This window comes from Pseudomonas nitroreducens, from assembly GCF_024170165.1.
Lineage (GTDB): Bacteria > Pseudomonadota > Gammaproteobacteria > Pseudomonadales > Pseudomonadaceae > Pseudomonas > Pseudomonas nitroreducens_C.
In genome coordinates this window covers 50,620-71,859 of sequence record NZ_JALJXP010000008.1, presented here as the reverse complement: position 1 = coordinate 71,859, position 21,240 = coordinate 50,620, and the positions used below count along the sequence as shown (strand labels likewise).

At 67.6% G+C, this 21,240-nt stretch carries 20 protein-coding genes; 18 read left to right on the top strand and 2 right to left on the bottom strand.

What is annotated here, in order from left to right:
- The first annotated feature begins 211 nt into the window (after nt 1–211).
- The 17 genes from J2T47_RS17200 to J2T47_RS17120 all read left to right on the top strand — a co-directional run bounded on the left by J2T47_RS17200 (nt 212) and on the right by J2T47_RS17120 (nt 16,633).
- Nucleotides 212–841: an START domain-containing protein gene (locus tag J2T47_RS17200; protein WP_253449198.1), complete on the top strand. Its 630-nt coding sequence runs from the start codon at nt 212–214 to the stop codon at nt 839–841.
- A 106-nt stretch (nt 842–947) separates the two neighbouring features.
- Complete coding sequence (locus J2T47_RS17195; RefSeq protein WP_024764669.1) at nt 948–1,193, top strand: exodeoxyribonuclease VII small subunit; 246 nt, start codon at nt 948–950, stop codon at nt 1,191–1,193.
- Entirely contained in the window at nt 1,190–2,077 is an 888-nt protein-coding gene (gene ispA, locus J2T47_RS17190; RefSeq protein ID WP_253449195.1) for a (2E,6E)-farnesyl diphosphate synthase, read from the top strand. The genes J2T47_RS17195 and ispA overlap by 4 nt, the downstream gene beginning before the upstream one ends.
- 131 nt (nt 2,078–2,208) lie before the next feature.
- A complete protein-coding gene (locus J2T47_RS17185) occupies nt 2,209–2,883 on the top strand; it encodes a GntR family transcriptional regulator (RefSeq protein ID WP_081517237.1) in 675 nt (224 codons plus the stop codon).
- A 112-nt stretch (nt 2,884–2,995) separates the two neighbouring features.
- Complete coding sequence (locus tag J2T47_RS17180; RefSeq protein WP_253449193.1) at nt 2,996–3,940, top strand: 4-hydroxyproline epimerase; 945 nt, start codon at nt 2,996–2,998, stop codon at nt 3,938–3,940.
- Nucleotides 3,937–5,049: an NAD(P)/FAD-dependent oxidoreductase gene (locus tag J2T47_RS17175; protein ID WP_253449191.1), complete on the top strand. Its 1,113-nt coding sequence runs from the start codon at nt 3,937–3,939 to the stop codon at nt 5,047–5,049. The genes J2T47_RS17180 and J2T47_RS17175 overlap by 4 nt, the downstream gene beginning before the upstream one ends.
- Nucleotides 5,042–5,278 carry a 2Fe-2S iron-sulfur cluster-binding protein gene (locus tag J2T47_RS17170; RefSeq protein ID WP_081517234.1) on the top strand — a complete coding sequence of 79 codons (237 nt, stop codon included), beginning with the start codon at nt 5,042–5,044 and terminating at the stop codon, nt 5,276–5,278. The genes J2T47_RS17175 and J2T47_RS17170 overlap by 8 nt, the downstream gene beginning before the upstream one ends.
- On the top strand, nt 5,275–6,522 hold the full coding sequence (locus tag J2T47_RS17165) for an NAD(P)/FAD-dependent oxidoreductase (RefSeq protein WP_253449189.1): 1,248 nt from the start codon (nt 5,275–5,277) through the stop codon (nt 6,520–6,522). The genes J2T47_RS17170 and J2T47_RS17165 overlap by 4 nt, the downstream gene beginning before the upstream one ends.
- 173 nt (nt 6,523–6,695) lie before the next feature.
- Nucleotides 6,696–7,475, top strand: a complete 780-nt coding sequence (locus J2T47_RS17160; RefSeq protein ID WP_437180990.1) for a helix-turn-helix domain-containing protein — start codon at nt 6,696–6,698, stop codon at nt 7,473–7,475.
- 447 nt (nt 7,476–7,922) lie between these two features.
- The gene (locus J2T47_RS17155; protein WP_138212082.1) at nt 7,923–8,729 is read left to right on the top strand and encodes an ABC transporter substrate-binding protein; all 807 of its coding nucleotides are present in this window, start codon (nt 7,923–7,925) and stop codon (nt 8,727–8,729) included.
- Between the two features lie 70 nt (nt 8,730–8,799).
- The gene (lhpI, locus tag J2T47_RS17150) at nt 8,800–10,518 is read left to right on the top strand and encodes a cis-3-hydroxy-L-proline dehydratase (protein WP_253449185.1); all 1,719 of its coding nucleotides are present in this window, start codon (nt 8,800–8,802) and stop codon (nt 10,516–10,518) included.
- Nucleotides 10,518–11,183, top strand: a complete 666-nt coding sequence (locus tag J2T47_RS17145; RefSeq protein WP_045216994.1) for an amino acid ABC transporter permease — start codon at nt 10,518–10,520, stop codon at nt 11,181–11,183. The genes lhpI and J2T47_RS17145 overlap by 1 nt, the downstream gene beginning before the upstream one ends.
- An 11-nt stretch (nt 11,184–11,194) precedes the next feature.
- Complete coding sequence (locus tag J2T47_RS17140) at nt 11,195–11,845, top strand: amino acid ABC transporter permease (protein ID WP_253449182.1); 651 nt, start codon at nt 11,195–11,197, stop codon at nt 11,843–11,845.
- On the top strand, nt 11,838–12,560 hold the full coding sequence (locus J2T47_RS17135; protein ID WP_138212079.1) for an amino acid ABC transporter ATP-binding protein: 723 nt from the start codon (nt 11,838–11,840) through the stop codon (nt 12,558–12,560). Before J2T47_RS17140 ends, J2T47_RS17135 begins: the two co-directional genes overlap by 8 nt.
- Before the next feature lie 175 nt (nt 12,561–12,735).
- On the top strand, nt 12,736–13,767 hold the full coding sequence (locus tag J2T47_RS17130; RefSeq protein ID WP_253449179.1) for a trans-3-hydroxy-L-proline dehydratase: 1,032 nt from the start codon (nt 12,736–12,738) through the stop codon (nt 13,765–13,767).
- Between the two features lie 106 nt (nt 13,768–13,873).
- Nucleotides 13,874–14,791 (top strand): dihydrodipicolinate synthase family protein, encoded by a 918-nt coding sequence (locus tag J2T47_RS17125; protein WP_015475498.1) that lies wholly within the window; start codon nt 13,874–13,876, stop codon nt 14,789–14,791.
- Nucleotides 14,792–15,055: 264 nt separating this feature from the next.
- On the top strand, nt 15,056–16,633 hold the full coding sequence (locus tag J2T47_RS17120) for an aldehyde dehydrogenase (NADP(+)) (RefSeq protein ID WP_253449176.1): 1,578 nt from the start codon (nt 15,056–15,058) through the stop codon (nt 16,631–16,633).
- A gap of 186 nt (nt 16,634–16,819) precedes the next feature.
- Here J2T47_RS17120 and J2T47_RS17115 read toward each other — a convergent pair whose 3' ends face one another.
- The gene (locus J2T47_RS17115) at nt 16,820–17,824 is read right to left on the bottom strand and encodes an Ldh family oxidoreductase (protein ID WP_253449174.1); all 1,005 of its coding nucleotides are present in this window, start codon (nt 17,822–17,824) and stop codon (nt 16,820–16,822) included.
- A gap of 246 nt (nt 17,825–18,070) precedes the next feature.
- Here J2T47_RS17115 and dxs point away from each other — a divergent pair, with 246 nt between their 5' ends.
- Nucleotides 18,071–19,996, top strand: coding sequence for a 1-deoxy-D-xylulose-5-phosphate synthase (gene dxs, locus J2T47_RS17110; RefSeq protein ID WP_253449172.1), 1,926 nt, complete (start codon nt 18,071–18,073; stop codon nt 19,994–19,996).
- A gap of 20 nt (nt 19,997–20,016) precedes the next feature.
- Here dxs and J2T47_RS17105 read toward each other — a convergent pair whose 3' ends face one another.
- On the bottom strand, nt 20,017–21,201 hold the full coding sequence (locus J2T47_RS17105) for an acetate kinase (protein ID WP_253449170.1): 1,185 nt from the start codon (nt 21,199–21,201) through the stop codon (nt 20,017–20,019).
- Nucleotides 21,202–21,240: the final 39 nt, after the last annotated feature.

Sequence of the window (21,240 nt, the reverse complement as noted above, 5' to 3'; positions counted from 1 at the left end):
CTCGCTGCGCTGCCACAGAATCAAGGCGGTCCGCCCTACCAGAAGTAAGGTTGGACCACCCCCTGAAAGCCGGCCACAAGCCGGCTTTTTTAATGCCCGCGATTTGCCTCGCGCCGCTTGCGCAATCCCCCCGCCAGACCGCTCGCCGGCCAATGCGCCACTGTCACGAGCCAGGCATAAGATCGAGCTGATCCCTCGCCGGTCCGTTGCCATGAAATGCTCCTCGATCGCCCTGCTCGCCCTGCTGCTGACAGTCCCGCCGCTGGCCCATGCGCAGGCGAGCGACTGGAAGCTCGCCAAGGATGCGGACGGCGTGCAGGTCTACCTGAGCGATGTACCCGGCTCGCGCTACAAGAGCTTCCGCGGGGTGACACTGGTGAAAGCCGACGTCGCCACCCTCGGCCACCTGCAGGAGAACCTGCGCGTCTCCTGCGCCTGGCTCTATTCCTGCGCGCAGATGAGCCTGCTCAAGTACAGCGACGCGGCCATCTGGGTCTACCTCGACACCAAACTGCCCTGGCCCGCAGCGCCGCGGGATCTGGTGCTGAAGGTGAGCACCGAGGAAACCCCGGACGGCGGCATGATCCGCCGCCTGCAGGCCGATCCGGACTATATCCCGCCGGTCAAGGACCGCATCCGCGTGCCCAGCGTCTCCGGCACCTGGCAGATGGTTCCCAAGGGCCCGAAACTCACCGAGGTCACCTACGAAATGCGCGGCGAACCCGGCGGCAGCGTGCCGTCCTGGCTGGCCAACCAGTTCGTGGTGGATGCCCCCTTCGAGTCGCTGCGCATGCTCAAAGTGGTGGCGGAGCACCAGGGCGTCCGTGACGGTGGCTACTAGGCCAGCGGTCCGCAAGCACCCCGGGCAGCCCGACCGAAGATTTGCCCGCAAAGCCCGTCTCTGCTAGTGTCGCGAGGTTTCCGAATACCCCCGCCGAGATGTCCGCATGGCCCGCAAGAAAGCTTCCCTCGACTTCGAACAGTCCCTCGCCGAGCTGCAAACGCTGGTGGAGCGCCTGGAAAGCGGCGAGCTGTCGCTGGAGGACTCGCTGGGTGCCTTCGAGCAGGGCATCCGCCTGACCCGCGACTGCCAGGCGGCGCTGACCCAGGCGGAGCAGAAGGTGCAGATCCTGCTGGAACGCGATGGCGAGCTGAGCGAAGCGCCCTTCGATCCGGAAGGCGAAGACGCATGATCGCCGCGTACCAGGCGCGCTGTACGGCGCGTGTCGATGCTGCGCTGGAAAAACTCTTCGTCGCCCCCCGTGAAGAACTCACCCGCATCTACGCCGCCATGCGCTACAGCGTGGTCAACGGCGGCAAGCGCGTGCGCCCGCTGCTGGCCTACGCTGCCTGCGAAGCCCTGGGTGGCGAGGCCGAACGCGCCGATGGCGCGGCCTGTGCGGTAGAGCTGATCCACGCCTATTCCCTGGTGCACGACGACCTCCCGGCCATGGACGACGACGACCTGCGCCGCGGCCAGCCGACCACCCACATCGCCTTCGACGAAGCCTGCGCGATCCTCGCCGGCGACGGCCTGCAGGCGCTGGCGTTCGAGGTGATCGGTAACGTCCGACTCAATCCGCAGGATGCCCAGACCCGCCTGGACATGCTGCTGGCCCTGACCCGCGCCGCCGGTTCCGCCGGCATGGTCGGCGGCCAGGCCATCGACCTGGAATCCGTGGGCCGCAAGATCGACCAGGCGGCGCTGGAAACCATGCACCGGCACAAGACCGGCGCGCTGATCGAAGCCAGCGTGCAGCTCGGCGCCCTGGCCAGCGGCCGCGCCGACGCCACCGCCCTGGAGGCCCTGCGCCGCTATGCCGAGGCCGTGGGCCTGGCGTTCCAGGTGCAGGACGACATCCTCGACGTCGAAAGCGACACCGCCACCCTGGGCAAGACCCAGGGCAAGGACCAGGCGCACGACAAGCCGACCTACCCCGCCCTGCTCGGTCTCGACGCCGCCAAGGCCTACGCCCTGGCCCTGCGCGATCAGGCGCTGGCCGCACTGGAAGGCTTCGGCGACAACGCCGAGCCGCTGCGCGCCCTCGCCCGCTATATCGTCGAACGCCGCCACTGATTCCCCGGCACGCGCATTGCGTGTGCAAATGCACCGACTCAGCCATTGCGATGACCGCTTGCCGGTGCTTCACTGCATCACAGGGATTTCGTATACCATATCCGACAACCGCCACCTGACCGGACTGCATCGTGCCGCTACGCAACGCCCCCAACCTGGGTATCGTCCCCTCCGCCTCGGAGACCATCGCCAAGCACCTGCGCGAGGCGATCATTTCCGGCCAGATGGCGGAACACGAGCCGATCCGCCAGGACGACATCGCGCAGATCTTCAACGTCAGCAAGATCCCCGTGCGCGAGGCGCTCAAGCGCCTGGAAGCCGAGGGCCTGGTGGAGTTCCAGCGCAACAAGGGCGCGCTGGTGACGAAGATTTCCGAGCCGGAACTGGCGCAGATGTTCGAGGTGCGCGTGGTGCTGGAAGTCCAGGCGCTGCGTCTGGCGATCCCCAACATGAGCGCGCAGACCTTCGCCCGCGCCGAGAGCATCTGTGCCGAGTTCGTCGGCGAGGATGACATCGGCCGCTGGGCCGAGCTGAACTGGGAGCTGCACGCCTGCCTCTACGAGCCGGCGCAGCGGCCGTACCTGGTCGGGCTGATCCGCTCGATCCACGACAAGGTGGAACGCTACCTGCGCCTGCAGATGAGCATGTCCGACGGCAAGGAACGCGCCGACCACGAGCACCACGACATCCTCGACGCCTGCCGCGCCGGCGATGCCGACCGCGCCGCGCGTCTGCTCGAAGAGCATATCAACGGCGTCTGCCGCACGCTCTACGAGCACCTGCCGAACCGGCCGACGCCGAGTTAGGTAAAAGACCCGCTGTGCCGATTTCATCATCGGCCCGGCGGAAAACCCTCAAGCTGCAATCCCCGCCCCGCGCCACCCTAGGGTCAATCACAAGACCACCTCAGGGGGCAGCATGAAACGCATCCAGGTTCTCGATTCCCACACCGGCGGCGAACCCACTCGCCTGGTGCTCGACGGCTTTCCCGATCTGGGCAAGGGCAGCATGGCCGAGCGCCGCGCGCTGCTGGCCGAACAGCACGACAGCTGGCGCGCCGCGACCGTGCTGGAGCCGCGCGGCAGCGACGTGCTGGTCGGCGCGTTGCTCTGCGAACCGGTGGACCCGGACGCCTGCGCCGGGGTGATCTTCTTCAACAACACCGGCTACCTGGGCATGTGCGGCCACGGCACCATCGGCCTGGTGGTCTCGCTGGCGCACCTGGGGCGCATCGGCCCCGGCACGCACAAGATCGAGACGCCGGTGGGCACCGTCGAAGCGACCCTGCACGACGACCGCTCGGTGAGCGTGCGCAACGTCCCCTCCTACCGCTACCGCAAACAGGTTCCGCTGGAAGTGCCCGGTCATGGACTGGTGCACGGCGACATCGCCTGGGGCGGCAACTGGTTCTTCCTGATTGCCGATCACGGCCTGCGCGTCGCCGGCGACAACCTCGACGAGCTGACCGCCTACACCGTCGCCGTGCAGAAGGCGCTGGAAGACCAGGGCATCCGTGGCGAAGACGGCGGACTGATCGACCACATCGAACTGTTCGCCGACGACCCCGATGCGGACAGCCGCAACTACGTACTCTGCCCCGGCAAGGCCTATGACCGCTCGCCCTGCGGCACCGGCACCAGCGCCAAGCTGGCGTGCCTGGCCGCCGACGGCAAACTCGCTGCCGGCGACGCCTGGCGCCAGGCCAGCGTGATCGGCAGCCAGTTCGAAGGGCGCTTCGAGTGGATCGGAGAACCCTCCGAGGGCCGCATCATCCCGACCATCCGTGGGCGCGCCAACGTCAGCGCCGAGGCCACCCTGCTGCTGGAAGAGGACGATCCCTTCGCCTGGGGCATCCGCCCGTGAGCGATGCGGACATCATCGTCATCGGCGCGGGCATAGTCGGCGCCGCCTGCGCCCACGCCCTCGCCCGCCGCGGGCTCGACGTGCTGGTGCTGGACGCGCGCCTGCCCGGCGCCACCGCCGTCGGCATGGGCCACCTGCTGGTGCTCGACGACAACGCCGCCGAGCTGGCGCTGAGCAACTACTCGCTGCAACGCTGGCGCGAGTGGGGCCACGACATGCCCGCCGAGTGCGCCTACCGCAGCAACGGCACGATGTGGCTGGCCGCCAATGACGAAGAGATGGCCGAAGCCGAACGAAAATTCGCCGTACTGCGCGAACACGGCGTCGCTGCGAAACTGCTGAACAGCGCCGAGCTGCAGCAGGAAGAACCCGAGCTGCGCAAGGACCTGCATGGCGGGCTGGAGATCACCGGCGACGGCATTCTCTACGCACCGCGCGCCGCCGCCTGGCTGCTGGAATCGGCGCTGAAACCGATCCGCCAGCGTCAGGCCAAGGTGGTGGAGATCGACGAACCCCGCGTGCGCCTCGACAACGGCCAGTGGCTGAGCGCCAGGGCCGTGGTGCTGGCCAACGGCATCCAGGCCGGCGAGCTGTGCCCCGGCCTGCCCATCGAACCGAAGAAAGGCCACCTGCTGATCACCGACCGCTACCCCGGCAAGGTGCGCCGCACCCTGGTCGAACTGGGCTACGTGACCAGCGCGCACAACGCCAGCGGCCCCTCGGTGGCCTGCAACATCCAGCCGCGCCCCACCGGCCAGCTGTTCATCGGTGCCTCGCGGCAGTTCGGCACCACCGACCCGCAAGTGGAAGGCTGGATGCTGGCGAAGATGCTGCGTCGCGCCGTGGACTACATGCCCGGCCTGGCCAACCTCAACGTGATCCGCAGCTGGGCCGGATTCCGCGCCGCCAGCCCGGACGGTATGCCGCTGGTGGGCGAACACCCGCAGCGCCCCGGTCTGTGGCTGGCAGTCGGCCACGAGGGCCTCGGCGTGACCACCGCGCCGGGCACCGCCGACCTGCTCGCCGCGCAGTTGTGTGATGAGCCGTTGCCGCTGCCGGCCGAACCCTATTCCCCGCGCCGCTTCCCCGGAGTCAACACCCATGCCTGAGCTGATCCTCGACGGCCGCCCGCTGCGGGTCGCCGCCGGCACCACGGTCGCCGCCGCGCTCGCCCTGGGCGGTGACGGCACCACGCGCACCTCGGTCAGCGGCCAGCGCCGCGCCCCCTTGTGCGGCATGGGCGTCTGCCAGGAATGCCGGGTGAGCATCGACGGCCAGCGTCGCCTGGCCTGCCAGACCCTGTGCCGCGACGGCATGCAGGTGGAGACCCGCCCATGAACGCTGCGGCCGATATCGTCATCATCGGCGCCGGCCCGGCCGGGCTGTCCGCCGCCCTCGCCGCCGCGCCCAGCGGCGCGAGCATCGTCATCCTCGACGACAACCCGCTGCCCGGCGGGCAGATCTGGCGCGACGGCCCCAACGCGCACCTGCCGCGTGCCGCCACCGAGCTACGCGAGCAAGTGGCTGCCTGCGCCAATATCAGGACTCACAACGGCACGCGCGTGGTCGCGCTGGCAGGCGAGCGCGGCCTGCTGCTGGAAGATTTCGAGCGCGGCTGGCGCCTGGACTACCGCAAGCTGATCCTCTGCACCGGCGCGCGCGAGCTGTTGCTGCCCTTCCCCGGCTGGACGCTGCCCGGCGTCACCGGTGCGGGTGGCCTGCAGGCGCTGGTCAAAGGCGGTATGCCGGTGGATGGGCAACGCGTGGTGATCGCCGGCAGCGGCCCGCTGCTGCTCGCCAGCGCCGCCACTGCACGCGCCAACGGTGCGAAGATCCTGCGCATCGCCGAACAGGCGCCCTGGCCGGCGCTCGCACGTTTCGCCCTGAAGCTGCCGCGCTGGCCGAACAAGCTGCTGCAGTCCTTTGGCCTGTATGACCCGGCCTACCGCGCCGACAGCCATGTGGTCGCCGCCCTGGGTAGCGATCACCTGGAAGGCGTACGCATCCGCCAGGGTGGCAAGCTGAAGGAGATCGCCTGCGATCGCCTGGCCTGCGGCTTCGGCCTGATCCCCAATGTGCAACTCGGCCAGGCGCTGGGCTGCGCGGTGGACGACGGCGCGATCCGCGTCGATGCCTGGCAGGCGAGCAGCCGCGATGGCATCTATGCAGCGGGCGAATGCACCGGCTTTGGCGGCTCGGAAAAAGCCCTGGTGGAAGGTCGCATCGCCGGCCACGCCGCCGTCGGTGAGCATGAGCGCGCGCGCGAGTTCTGGGCGCAGCGCCAGCGCTGGCAGGGCTTCGCCGTTGCACTCAAACAGGACTTCGCCCTCGACCCGCGGCTGAACCAGCTGGCCCAGCTGGACACCCTGATCTGCCGCTGCGAAGACGTGCCCTACTCGGCGCTGGCCGGCAAAGCGGACTGGACCGCCGCCAAGCTCGCCAGCCGCTGCGGCATGGGCGCCTGCCAGGGCCGCGTGTGCGGCGCGGCGGCGAAGCAGCTGTTCGGCTGGCAACCGCCGGCCCCGCGCCCGCCGTTCAGCCCGGCGCGGGTGGAAACCCTGTTGCAGCTCGCAGAAGACTGAAGGAGCGGACGGCGGATAACGCTTGGGGCGTTATGCGCCCTACGCGCGCACTCCGCAGGGCGCATAAAGCGGCACGCTTTATCCGCCGGACCTGCTCCCTCGCATTGACTGCGGCGGATAACGCCCGAGGCGTTATTCGCCCTACCACGAAGGCCCTTCGCCCCGTATTCTCCATGTTCCGACAGCCGACCCGCTTTCCGATGCACGACCTGATCCCCCAGGGCGCCCGCGACCTGGACAGCCTGCTGCAGACTTTCCGGCAGATCGCCCCGCTGCTCGATGCCATGCCCGACGTGGTGTTCTTCATCAAGGACACCGCGGCGCGCTACGTGCTGGTCAACCAGACCCTGGCGCGGCGCTGCGGCGTGAAGGACGCCAGCGAACTGCTCGGGCGCACCGCCGAGGAAGTCTTCCCCTCGCGCTTCGGCCCGGTCTACACCGAGCAGGACCGCCGCGTGCTGGAAACCGGCGGGCAGCTCAGCGACCAGCTGGAGCTGCACCTCTACCCCGGCCGCCAGCCCGGCTGGTGCCTGACCCACAAGCTGGCGCTGCGCGATGCAGGCGGCGCGGTGATCGGCATGGCGGGGATTTCCAGCGACCTGCAGGCGGCGCAATCCACACACCCGGCGTACCAGCGCCTGGCAGCGGTGGACGCCTATATCCGCGAGCACTTCGACAAGCCGATCAACCTTGGCGAGCTGACCGAGCTGGCCGGGTTGTCCGTCGCCCAGCTGGAGCGCCACTGCAAGCGCATCTTCCAGCTCACCCCGCGGCAGATGATCCACAAGGCGCGCCTGGGCGCGGCCACCCGCCTGCTGGGCGAAGACCTGCCGATCACCGAGATCGCCCTGCGCTGCGGCTACACCGACCACAGCGCCTTCAGCCGGCAGTTCCGCGCACTGACCGGGCTTTCGCCGACGCAGTATCGCGAGTCGCAGATCGCTTCCAACTGACAAGCCCCGTAGGGCGCATAACGCCTACGGCGTTATCCGCCGTCAGTCCAGCCGAGAAATGGCGGATAAAGCGTGCCGCTTTATGCGCCCTACTGGGCGGTTCGCGAGCAAGCTCGCTCCTACAGGTTTACACCCGCGCTCTTCGTAGGACCGAGGGGGACGCCTAGCCCTTGCTCGCGAACGCTCTTCAACTCCACTGCGCAAACGCTCGCCGAGTGCTCCCATTGGGGGCAGCGAAACGCCCTCCTGCTTCATTTGGTAACAGCGCGCAGAACCCGCCTACAGTTAATTCGGAAGGCTCCCAGCAACCAATCCCCCGAACACCGGGCTTTGCGACCCATGGGTCACACCCGAGTGGTTTCTGGCACATGCCTTGCTCTAAGAAATATCGTATACGAAATCCATAATACAAAAACTGCTGCACAACACTGACTCAGAGAGGCCCCCATGAAATTCTCCCGAATTGCTCTAGCCCTCACCGCTGTGTTCCTCGTCGGCCAGGCGCAGGCCGACAAGCTCGACGACATCATCGAATCCGGCAAGCTGCGCTGCGCCGTGACCCTGGACTTCCCACCGATGGGTTCGCGCGATGCGCAGAACAACCCGGTCGGCTTCGACGTGGACTACTGCAACGACCTGGCGAAAGTGCTGGGCGTGACCGCCGAAGTCGTCGAGACGCCCTTCCCGGATCGCATCCCCGCGCTGGTGTCCGGCCGCGCCGACGTAATCGTCGCCTCCACCTCCGACACCCTGGAGCGCGCCAAGACGGTCGCCATGACCATCCCCTACTTCGCCTTCCAGATGGTCGTGCTGACCCGCGACGACACCGGCATCACCAAGTACGACGACCTCAAGGACCGTCCGGTGGGCAACACCAGCGGCACCTACGAGGCCATCGCGCTGGAGAAGGACGTGAAGAAGTGGGCCGGCAAGGGCAGCTTCCGCGCCTACCAGAGCCAGAACGACACCATCCTCGCCGTCGCCCAGGGCCACATCGACGCCACCGTGGTGACCAACACCGTCGCCGCCTCCACCCTCAAGTCCGGCAAGTACAAGGGCCTGAAGGTCGTGGGCAACGCGCCCTACGTGATCGACTACGTGTCGCTGGCCGCCGCGCGCAACGAGTACGGCCTGATCCACTACCTCAACCTCTTCGTCAACCAGCAGGTCCGTACCGGCCGTTACGCCGAGCTGTACGAGAAGTGGGTCGGCGGCGCCCCGGTCGATCTCACCGTTCCCCACGTGTACTACTGACAGCGGGTGCACCATGTCTTCGATGCAGGCTTCAAGGGTGCGGGACACACGCCTCACAGGGCGGGTCCTGATGGGGGGTAGCGCCGAAGGGGCGCTACTGTCCGCCGCCACCGGGCTGAGCTTCTGGGGAGGCGTCGAGCCTTTCACGGGCGAGGTCATCGACCGCCACCATCCGCTGTCGGGCAGTTTCCTGCCCGGCCGGGTGCTGGCGATTCCCAGCGGACGCGGCTCCTGTACCGGCAGCAGCGTGATGCTGGAGATACTGCTCAACGGCCACGCGCCGGCAGCCCTGCTGCTGGCCGAGCCGGACGAAATCCTCACCCTCGGCGTGCTGGTGGCGCAGGCGTTGTTCGGCCGCTCCATCCCGGTGCTGTGCCTGGGTCGCGAAGGTTTCGAGCAGTTGTCCACGGGCGGCTGGGCCCGTATCGAAGACGGTCAGGTAACCCTCACCGCCGAGCGCCCTGCCGATGGCTGGCAGGGCGTGATGGCCAGCGACGCCGGCCCGCTGCCGGAGGGCCTGGCGCTGAATGCCGGCGACCATGAGCTGCTCGACGGCAAGCAGGGCAAGGCCGCCCAGGCCGCCATGCAGATCGTCCTGCGCATGGCCGCGCTGCAAGGTGCCAAGGATTTGCTCGATGTGGCCCAGGCGCACATCGACGGTTGCATCTATACCGGCCCCGCAAGCCTGCGCTTCGCCCGCCAGCTGGCGGACTGGGGCGGCCAGGTGAAGGTGCCGACCACTCTGAATTCCATCTCCGTGGACCACCGCCGCTGGCGCGAGCTGGGCGTCGACAAGGCCTTCGGCGAACCCGCCGCCGCGCTGGGCGATGCCTACATGGAGATGGGCGCGCAGATGAGCTACACCTGCGCTCCCTACCTGCTGGACAGCAAGCCGAGCCTCGGCGAACAGGTGGTCTGGGCCGAGTCCAACGCCGTGGTGTACGCCAACAGCGTGCTTGGCGCGCGCACCCTGAAATACCCGGATTACCTCGACATCTGCATTGCCCTCACCGGCCGCGCGCCGAACGTCGGCAGCCACCGCGACGAGGGCCGGCTGGCCACGCTGCGGATCGACGTCGAGCTGCCGGCCGCGCACGACGAATCGATCTTCCCGCTGCTCGGCTACCACATCGGCGAGCTGTGCGGCTCGCGCATCCCGGTGGTCGACGGCCTGCAGCCGCTGGCACCGGACAGCGATGCGCTGAAAGCCTTCGGCGCAGCCTTCGCCACCACTTCCGCTGCGCCGATGTTCCACATCGCCGGGGTCACCCCGGAAGCGCCGGACGCGAACACCGCCCTGGGTAACAAGGCGCCGCTGCAACACCTGCGCGTCACCCCGGCGGACCTGATCGCCTCCTGGCGCGAGCTGGACCACGCCAGCGAGCCGACCGTGCAGCTGGTGTCGCTGGGCAACCCGCACTTCTCCGCCAGCGAATGCGCGGACCTGGCGAAACTGGTCGCCGGGCGCCGCAAGCATCCGGACGTCGCGCTGGTCATCGCGCTGGGTCGCGCCGTGCAGGAAAAGGCCCGCGCCGCCGGTGACGTGAAGGTGCTGGAAGACTTCGGTGCGCAACTGCTCAACGACACCTGCTGGTGCATGATCGGCGAGCCAGTGATCCCGCCGGCCTGCACCACGCTGATGACCAACTCGGCGAAGTACGCCCACTACGGTCCGGGCCTGGCCGGACGCCAGGTGCATTTCGGCAGTCTGGCCGCGTGCGTCGAGGCGGCCTGCAGCGCTCGCGCCGACGGCGGCGTGCCGCACTGGCTGAGCGAGGGGGTACGCTGATGTTCAACTACAGTTTCCACTGGCGTTCCGCGTTCAAGGCCCTGCCGGACATGCTCGGCGGCGCCTGGGTGACCCTGGAGACAGCCGCGCTGTCGATGATCCTCGGCGTGCTGATCGCGCTGCTGCTGACCGTCATGCGGCAGATGAAGAACCCGCTGCTCAAGGGTTTCGCCGACACCTGGGTATCCATCGCACGCAACACCCCGTCGCTGTTCCAGATCTACATCCTGTACTTCGGCCTGGGCTCCTTCGGCCTGCACGTCAGCTCCTGGGTGGCACTGCTGGCGGGGATCACCTTCAACAACGCCGGCTACCTCGCGGAGAACTTCCGTGGCGGCCTCAAGGCCGTGCCGGACACCCAGATGCGCGCCGCGCGCTCGCTGGGCATGAGCGCCTTCCAGGCGTACCGGATGATCATCGTTCCGCAGCTGCTGCGCATCGTCTATTACCCGCTGACCAACCAGATGGTCTGGGCGGTGCTGATGACCTCGCTGGGCGTGGTGGTGGGCCTGAACAACGACCTCACCGGCGTGACCCAGGACTTCAACGTGCGCACCTTCCGCACCTTCGAGTACTTCGCCCTGGCCGCGGTGCTCTATTACATCATCGCCAAGGTCATCGTGGCGGTCGCCCGCCTGTTGAGCTGGCGGTTGTTCCGCTACTAGGAGAAGCACGCATGTTTTCCACGAGCTTCACCGTCAATGACCTGATGTTCCTTCTGCAAGGGGCCTGGGTCACCGTCAAGCTGACCGTCGGCGCCATGCTCATCGGCACCCTCGCCGGCATCGTGCTGGGCTGGCTGCGCGCCGCCCTGCCACGGGCCACGATGCCGGTCGGCTGGTTCCTCGACATCTTCCGCAGCGTGCCGCTGCTGATCCAGTTCGTGCTGTTCAACTCGCTGAAAAGCATCGTCGGTCTGAACTGGAGCGCCTTCACCGTCGGCTGCCTGGTACTGGGCGTGTACGCGGCGGCGTTCTGCACCGAGATCATCCGCAGCGGCATCCTCGCCGTCGGTCCGAGCATCCGGCGGGCCAGCCGCTCGCTGGGTCTGACCTACTGGCAGGACCTGCGCTACATCGTGCTGCCACTGGCCGCACGGGTGGCCTTCCCCGGCTGGCTGAACCTGGTGCTGGGGGTGATGAAGGACACCGCGCTGGTCATGTGGATCGGCATCGTCGAACTGCTCCGCGCCTCGCAGACCATCGTGACGCGCATCCAGGAACCCCTGCTGGTGCTGTGCGTCGCCGGGGTCATCTATTACCTCATGAGTTGGGTCGTGGCGCGCCTCGGTGCCCGGCTGGAAAAAAGGTGGCAGGAAAATGATTGAAATAGACAACGTGCACAAAGCCTACGGCGATCTGGAAGTGGTCAAGGGCGTGAGCCTGACCGTGAAGAAGGGCGAAGTGGTCTCGATCATCGGCGGCTCGGGGTCGGGCAAGTCCACCCTGCTGATGTGCATCAACGGCCTGGAGCCGATCCAGCGCGGCAAGATCCGCGTCGACGGCATCGAGGTCCACGCCAAGACCACCGACCTGAACAAGCTGCGGCAGAAGATCGGCATCGTCTTCCAGCAGTGGAACGCCTTCCCGCACCTCACCGTGCTGGAGAACGTCATGCTCGCCCCGCGCAAGGTGCTCGGCCTGTCCAAGGAAGAGGCCGAGGCGATGGCGGTGAAGCAGCTCAAGCACGTGGGCCTGGGCGACAAGCTCAAGGTGTTCCCGCAGAAGCTCTCCGGCGGTCAGCAGCAGCGCATGGCGATTGCCCGCGCGCTGGCCATGTCGCCGGACTACATGCTGTTCGACGAAGCCACCTCGGCGCTCGACCCGCAGCTGGTGGGCGAGGTGCTCGACACCATGCGCCTGCTCGCCGAAGAGGGCATGACCATGGTCCTGGTGACCCATGAGATCCGCTTCGCCCGCGACGTGTCCGACCGCGTGGCGTTCTTCCGCGACGGGCTGGTGCACGAGATCGGCACGCCGGACCAGGTGATCGTCAACCCGCAGCGGGCGGAGACGGCGGAGTTCCTTCGCTCGGTGAACTAGGCAGTCGGTAAACAAGAGACAGGAGCCCCTCACCCTAACCCTCTCCCGCAAGCGGGAGAGGGGACCGTTCGGTGAAGGATAAAACCACAGCGTCAGCCGGCACGACCTGCCCCCTCTCCCTCTGGGAGAGGGCTGGGGTGAGGGAAGGCAGGCGGCACAGATCGAGGAGACAGCAATGCGTTCGAGCAAGATCATCCACGTGGTCAGCTGCCATGCCGAAGGCGAGGTCGGCGACGTCATCGTCGGCGGCGTCGCCCCGCCGCCGGGCGACACCGTATGGGCGCAGTCGCGCTTCATCGCCAGCGACAACGTGCTGCGCAACTTCGTCCTCAACGAACCGCGCGGCGGCGTGTTCCGCCACGTGAACCTGCTGGTGCCGCCGAAGGACCCGCGGGCGCAGATGGCCTGGATCATCATGGAGCCGGCCGACGTACCGCCCATGTCCGGCTCCAACTCACTGTGCGTCAGCACCGTGCTGCTCGACAGCGGCATCCTGCCGATGCAGGAACCGCAGACGCGCCTGACCCTGGAAGCCCCCGGCGGGCTGATCGAGGCGGTGGCCGACTGCAAGGACGGCAAGGTGCAGCGCGTGGAAGTGCGCAACCTGCCCTCCTTCGCCGACAAGCTCGACGCCTGGATCGAAGTGGAAGGCCTCGGCTCGTTGCAGGTGGATACCGCCTACGGCGGCGACAGCTTCGTGCTCGCCGACGCCCATTCTCTCGGTTTCACCCTGCATGCCTCGGAGGCTGCCGACCTGGTCGCCACCGGCCTGAAGATCACCCAGGCGGCGAACCAGCAACTGGGCTTCCAGCACCCGGAAAACCACGACTGGGCGCACATCTCCTTCTGCCAGTTGACCGCTCCGGTGGAACGCGTCGACGGCGTACTGCACGGCCGCAACGCAGTGGTCATCCGCCCCGGCAAGATCGACCGTTCGCCCTGCGGCACCGGCTGCTCGGCACGCATGGCCGTACTGCATGCCAAGGGCCAGCTGAAGGACGGCGAGCGCTTCGTCGGCCACTCGATCATCGACTCCAAGTTCCACTGCCGCATCGACGGCCTCACCAGCGTCGGTGGCAAACCGGCAATCCATCCCTGCATTTCCGGTCGTGCCTGGATCACCGGCACCCACCAGCACCTGCTCGACCCGTCCGATCCGTGGCCGGAAGGCTACCGGCTCTCGGACACCTGGCCGAACGGCTACTGATTTCCCCTTTTCAACCCTGATTCGCCGCGTAGCGGCACCCGACGACGAAATTTCAGGAAAACCTTCCAGAATTTTCGTATACGAAATACGACAATCGGAGACAAACATGAGCAAGAAGGTCAATTGGAGTGGCGTGTTCCCCGCGGTGACCACTCAGTTCAACGACGATTTCTCGGTCAACCTGGAAGCCACCCACAAGGTGATCTCCAACCTGGTGCGCGACGGCGTCTCGGGCCTGGTGGTGTGCGGCAGCGTCGGCGAGAACACCTCGCTGTCCATCGAGGAAAAGATGGCCGTCACCGAAGTCGCCAAGGACGCCTCCGGCGGCCGCGTGCCGGTGATCTGCGGCATCGCCGAGTTCACCAGCCACGGCGCCTCGCAGGTGGCCAAGGCGGTACAGAAGGTCGGCGTCGACGGCATCATGGTGATGCCCGCGCTGGTCTACTCCTCCAAGCCCCACGAGACCGCTGCACACTTCCGCAGCGTGGCCACCAGCACCGACCTGCCGGTGATGGTCTACAACAACCCGCCGATCTACAAGAACGACGTCACCCCGGACATCCTCATCTCCCTGGCCGACTGCGAGAACATCGTCTGCTTCAAGGACAGCTCCGGCGACACCCGCCGCTTCATCGACGTACGCAATGAAGTGGGCAACCGCTTCATCCTCTTCGCCGGCCTCGACGACGTGGTCCTGGAGAGCATCGCGGTGGGCGCCGAAGGCTGGATTTCCGGCATGTCCAACGTCTTCCCGCAGGAAGGCGAAACCATCTTCCGCCTGTGCAAGGCCGGCCGTTATGAAGAGGCCATGCCGATCTACGAATGGCTGATGCCGATCCTCCATCTCGACGCCCGCCCGGACCTGGTGCAGTGCATCAAGCTGTGCGAAGAGATCGCCGGCCGCGGCACCGCCCTCACCCGCCCGCCGCGCCTGGCGCTGCAGGGAGCTGACCGCGAGCATGTGGAGACGATCATGGCCAAGGCGCTGGCCAATCGGCCGAAGCTGCCGGATGTGGGGCTCTGAGTCGCAGCCAGTGAGAAGAGCGAACGACCGTGCCTGGGGAAGCTTCATGGTTCACCGGCACGCTCGATGCCCTCTCCCTAACCCTCTCCCTGAAGGGAGAGGGGACTGGTTCGGCGTGAAGAGGCAACGCGTACTCTTCCTGATGCCATCCCCGAAGGAGAGCACGACCGCCCGAGCCACTCGGACACTCCCTCTCCCTTCAGGGAGAGGGCTGGGGAGAGGGGCTCTTCGCCGCACCAAAATCCAGCCCCCGAGAGCCCGCCCATGACCGCCCACAACTTCATCGCCGGCCAGCGCATCGGCGCCGGCACTGTCCGCCTGCAAAGCCTCGACGCCAGCACCGGCGAAGCCCTGCCCCGGGAATTCCTCCAGGCCACCGAGGCCGAAGTCGACGCCGCTGCCCGCGCTGCCGAGGCCGCCTTCCCGGCCTACAACGCCCTGTCGCCGGAGCGCCGCGCGCAGTTCCTCGACGCCATCGCCAGCGAACTCGAAAGCCTTGGCGACGACTTCATCGCCACCGTCTGCCGCGAGACCGCGCTGCCTGCCGCGCGCATCCAGGGTGAGCGTGGCCGCACCGCCAATCAGATGCGCCTGTTCGCCAAGGTCCTGCGTCGGGGCGACTTCCTCGGCGCGCGAATCGACAGCGCATTGCCCGAGCGCCAGCCGCTGCCGCGCCCGGACCTGCGCCAGTGCCGCACCGGCGTCGGCCCGGTGGCCGTGTTCGGCGCCAGCAACTTCCCGCTGGCCTTCTCCACCGCCGGCGGCGACACCGCCGCCGCCCTGGCTGCGGGCTGCCCGGTGGTGGTGAAAGCCCACAGCGGCCACATGGCCACCGCCGAATTCGTCGGCGAGGCGATCACCCGCGCGGCCGAAGCCACCGGCATGCCCGCCGGCGTGTTCAACATGATCTACGGAGCCGGCGTCGGCGAGCCGCTGGTCAGGCATCCGGCGATCCAGGCGGTCGGTTTCACCGGCTCGCTCAAGGGCGGCCGCGCGCTGTGCGACCTGGCCGCCGCGCGACCGCAACCAATCCCGGTGTTCGCCGAGATGAGCAGCATCAACCCGGTCCTCGTGCTGCCCGCTGCCCTGCAACAACGCGGCGAGAAGATCGCCCGCGAGCTGGCGGATTCGGTGGTCATGGGCTGCGGCCAGTTCTGCACCAACCCCGGCCTGGTCATCGGCATCGCGTCGCCCGCGTTCAGCCTGTTCATCGCCAACCTGATCGCCGAGATCGGCCAGCGCCCGGCGCAGACCATGCTCAACGCCGGCACCCTGAAGAGCTACGAGAAAGGCATCGCCAGCCTGCTCACCCACCCCGCCGTGTGCCACCTCGCCGGCCAGCCGCAGGAGGGCAGGCAGGCGCTGCCGCAGCTGTTCCAGGCCAAGGCCGAGTTGCTGCTGGCCGGTGAGGAGTTGCTGCAGGAAGAAGTCTTCGGCCCGACCACCATCGTCGTCGAAGTAGCCGATGAAGCCGAACTGCGCCGCGCCCTGGACGGCCTGCACGGCCAGCTCACTGCCACGCTGATCGCCGAAGCCGACGACCTGTCGCAATTCGCCGCGCTGGTGCCGGTGCTGGAGCGCAAGGCCGGGCGCCTGTTGATCAACGGCTATCCGACCGGCGTGGAAGTCTGTGACGCAATGGTTCACGGCGGCCCCTACCCGGCGACCTCCGACGCGCGCGGCACCTCGGTCGGCAGCCTGGCGATCGACCGCTTCCTGCGCCCGGTGTGCTACCAGAACTACCCCGACGCGCTGCTGCCCGATGCGCTGAAGGACGCCAACCCGCTGGGTATCGCGCGGCTGGTGGATGGCGAAACGACGCGCAGTGCGGTGACTCGCTAAGGGTTCGTCGGCGCGGGAGTGAACTGTCGGCCAGTCCCGCGCCGATGCTCAGCCCCGGCCTTGCGCCGGGGCTTTTTTATGCACAGATGATTGGGGTTTGCGTAGGAGCGGACTCCGTCCGCGATGACTTCGCGCCGCGCCGGATACCCTCGCGGATAAATCCGCTCCTGCAGGGAGAGTCCGGCGTTATTCCATCAACCTGCGCAAATCGGCATACAGCGAATCGCTGATTTCCACCCCCTCGGCCAGGCTGCGCTCGCGTGCCGCAAAGCGCCGCTGCGACGGCAACCGCGCGCCCATGTCGACGATGGACTCGAACAGCTTCTCCGCCCGCGCCAGATGCTGCGGGGCGTCGGCGCCAAGGAAGCGCGCCGGGTCCAGGGCGATCAGCAACTCGCCGTGGTGCGGCGAGGACTTGGTGCCCTCGTCGAACACCGTGGACTCCGCACTGGTCAGGTCGCCGATCAACGGGCCGGCGATCAGTTCGACCATGGTCGCCAATGCCGAGCCCTTGTGCCCGCCGAAGGTCAGCATGGCGCCGTCGAGTACCGCGCTCGGGTCCGTGCTGGGATTGCCCTGCGCGTCGATGCCCCAGCCCAGCGGGATCGCCTTGCCCTCGCGCTCGTGCAACTGGATTTCCCCGCGCGCCACCACCGTGGTGGCGAAGTCGAAGACATAGGGATCCTTGTCCCCACGCGGCCAGCCGAAGGCGATGGGGTTGGTGCCGAACAGCGGCCGTGTGCCGCCGGCCGGCGCCACGTAGGCCTGGGCCGGAGTCACCGCCAGCGCAACCAGGCCCTGAGCGGTGATCCGCTCGATCTCCACCCACAATGCCGAGAAATGTACGCAATGGTTGATCGCCAACGCCGCCAGCCCCTGACTGCGCGCTTTCTCCGCCAGTTTCGGCAGGCCGAGGTCGAAGGCGCATTGCGAGAAGCCCCCCTTGGCGTCCACCCGCACGATCGCCGGCGCCGGCTCGGACAGTTGCGGTACGGCATCGGCCACCACCTTGCCGGCGCGCACCGTGTGGATGCAGCCCAGCAGCCGCCAGACCCCATGGGAGGTGCAGCCATCGCGTTCGCCGGCCAGCACGGTATCGGTCACCGCCTGTACGTGGGGTTCGCTGAAGCCGTTGTGGCGCAGGATCGCCACCGACAGTTCGCGCAGTTCATCCAGGGTCAGTCGGGCCACGCCATTCTCCTCAGATTGCAACAAAAGCCTGCGGCAAACCGCCGCCGGTCGGTGATCGGTCTACCATGGAGTCTCACGCCCGGCCCCGCTTGCGCGCAATCGCCAGCCGCGGCGACGATTTCGGCACAGCCTGCCGACCCATTCCCGACCATCCGGTCGTCCGAAGGATTGGCCCCACGTTGCTTGGGGCATTCCGGCGCATCAGGTAAACTTCCGCATCTTTGCCTTCTCATAACGATCAGCCTGATGCCCACGACGTTTCACGAGATTCCCCGCGCGCGCCCTGCCACGCCCCTGCTTGACCGCGCCAGTACGCCGGTCGAGCTGCGTCGGCTGGGCGAAGCGGAGCTGCTGACCCTCGCTGACGAACTGCGCCAGTACCTGCTGTACAGCGTCGGCCAGACCGGCGGCCACTTCGGCGCAGGCCTGGGCGTCATCGAACTGACGGTGGCCCTGCACTACGTCTTCGACACCCCGGACGACCGCCTGGTGTGGGACGTCGGCCACCAGGCCTACCCGCACAAGATCCTCACCGGTCGCCGCGAGCGCATGGGCAGCCTGCGCCAGAAGGACGGCCTGGCCGCCTTCCCGCGCCGCTCCGAAAGCGAGTACGACACCTTCGGCGTCGGTCACTCCAGCACCTCCATCAGCGCTGCGCTGGGCATGGCGATTGCCGCCCGCATGCAGGGCTCGGGGCGCAAGTCAGTGGCGGTGATCGGCGACGGCGCCCTCACCGCGGGCATGGCCTTCGAGGCGCTCAACCATGCGTCGGAAGTGAAAGCCGACATGCTGGTGATCCTCAACGACAACGACATGTCGATCTCCAACAACGTCGGCGGCCTGTCCAACTACCTGGCCAAGATCCTCTCCAGCCGCACCTACAGCAGCATGCGCGAAGGCAGCAAGAAGGTGCTCTCGCGCCTGCCCGGCGCCTGGGAAATCGCCCGCCGCACCGAGGAATACGCCAAGGGCATGCTGGTCCCCGGCACGCTCTTCGAGGAGCTGGGCTGGAACTACATCGGCCCCATCGACGGCCACGACCTGCCGACCCTGATCGCCACCCTGCGCAACATGCGTGACCTCAAGGGCCCGCAGTTCCTCCATGTGGTGACCAAGAAGGGCAAGGGCTTCGGCCCGGCCGAGATCGACCCGATCGGCTACCACGCCATCACCAAGCTCGAACCCGAAGGCGCCCCCGCCCATGCCGTGCCGAAGAAGGCCGGCGGGCCGAAGTACTCCAGCGTGTTCGGCCAGTGGCTGTGCGACATGGCGGCCCAGGATCCGCGCCTGGTCGGCATCACCCCGGCGATGAAGGAAGGCTCCGACCTGGTCGCCTTCGCCGACCGCTTCCCGGAGCGCTACTTCGACGTCGCCATCGCCGAACAGCACGCCGTGACCCTGGCGGCCGGCATGGCCTGCGACGGCGCCAAGCCGGTGGTGGCGATCTACTCCACCTTCCTGCAGCGCGGCTACGACCAGCTGGTGCACGACGTCGCGGTGCAGAACCTCGACGTGCTGTTCGCCATCGACCGCGCCGGCCTGGTGGGCGAAGACGGCCCGACCCACGCCGGCAGCTTCGACCTCTCCTACCTGCGCTGCATCCCCGGCATGCTGGTGATGACGCCCAGCGACGAGAACGAACTGCGCAAGCTGCTCACCACCGGCCATCACTTCGAAGGCCCGGCGGCGGTGCGCTACCCGCGCGGCACCGGCCCCAACGCGGCCATCGAGGCGGCGCTGGAACCGGTCGAGATCGGCAAGGGCGTGCTGCGCCGCGAGGGCAAGGCCGGCAAGGTCGCCTTCCTGGTGTTCGGCGTGCAGCTGGCCGAAGCGCTGAAAGTGGCCGAGCAGTTCGACGCCAGCGTCGCCGACATGCGCTTCGTCAAACCGCTGGACGAAGAGCTGGTACGCCAGCTGGCCGCCAGCCACGAGCTGCTGGTGACCCTCGAGGAAAACTCGGTGATGGGTGGCGCCGGCGCCGCCGTCAGCGAATTCCTCGCCCGCGAGAACCTCCAGCAGCCGATCCTGCACCTGGGCCTGCCGGACTACTACGTCGAGCACGCCAAGCCGGCGCAGATGCTCGCGGAATGCGGTCTGGACGCTGCCGGCATCGAAGCCTCGGTGCGCACTCGCCTGGACCTGCTGCAGGCCAGCGCCGGCGTGAAGCGCTGACCTGTTTACCCTGGCGCGGCTCAGTCGAGCAGCGCCAGGGTATCCAGCGCGATCATCTCTTCTTCCGCCGTCGGAATGACCAGCACCCGCCGACTACCCGCGGCCTCGACACAACGGGCAGCACCTCCCGCACGAGCTTCGTTGGCCCGTTCGTCCAGGCTGAAGCCGAGCGCGTGCAGATGGGCGACTGTCAGCCGGCGTATCAGCGCCGAGTTCTCGCCGATGCCGCCGGTGAAGATCAGCCCGTCGATACGCGGCAGGGCACAGCTCATGGCCGCCAGCGACTTGGCCAGCCGATAGCAGAAGACCTCGATGGCCAGCGTCGCGCCAGGGTGCCCCTCGGCACGGGCCAGCTCCAGCGTGCGCATGTCATTGGACAGGCCGGACAGCCCCAGCAGACCGCTTTCATGGTTCAACAGTCGATCAACCCGCTCGATGCTCCAGTCCAGCGTGCGCATCAGGTGGATGTGCAGGTTAGGGTCCACATCGCCGCTGCGGGTGCCCATGGCCAACCCTTCGAGGGGCGTCATCCCCATGCTGGTATCACGGCTGTGCCCATTGACGACGGCACAGGTCGAGCTGCCGTTGCCCAGGTGCGCCGAGAGCCAGCAGCTGTCATCCGCAGGCAGGTCGCAGAAATGCGCGGCACGCTGGCTGACACAGCGGTGGCTGGTGCCATGGAAGCCGTAGCGGCGCACGCCCAGCTCACGATAGAGATCGTCAGGCAAGGCGTAGCGGTAGGCGCGCTCCGGCATGGTCTGGTGGAATGCCGTGTCGAACACCGCAACTTGCGGTAGCGCGGGAAATACCGCCAGCGCGGCTTCGATCCCCGCCAGCGCGCCGGGGTTGTGCAAGGGGGCGAGACCGATGGTGGCACGGATGATTTCGACCACCTTTGCGTCGATCCGGCAGGCCCGCGTGAAGTGCTCGCCGCCATGCACCACGCGATGGCCGATACCGTGAAGGTCGCCGCCGGCGGCAAGCCGTGCCAGCGGCAGCAAGTGGGCCAGCGCCCGAGCATGATCGGCACCCGGAATCGGCAGAGATTCCTCCGTCAGGCCGTCGCAGATGCGCAGGAGTGCCTCAGGCGACTCCAGGCGCTCGGCGATGCCCGAGAAGCCGGCAGCAGCATGGCCTTCACGGTACAGGGCGAACTTGATGGAGGAGCTGCCGCAGTTGATGACAAGGATATTGCGTGTGGACATCGTCGATTTCCGGATGAAAGCGCCCGCCGCGCCTGCAGG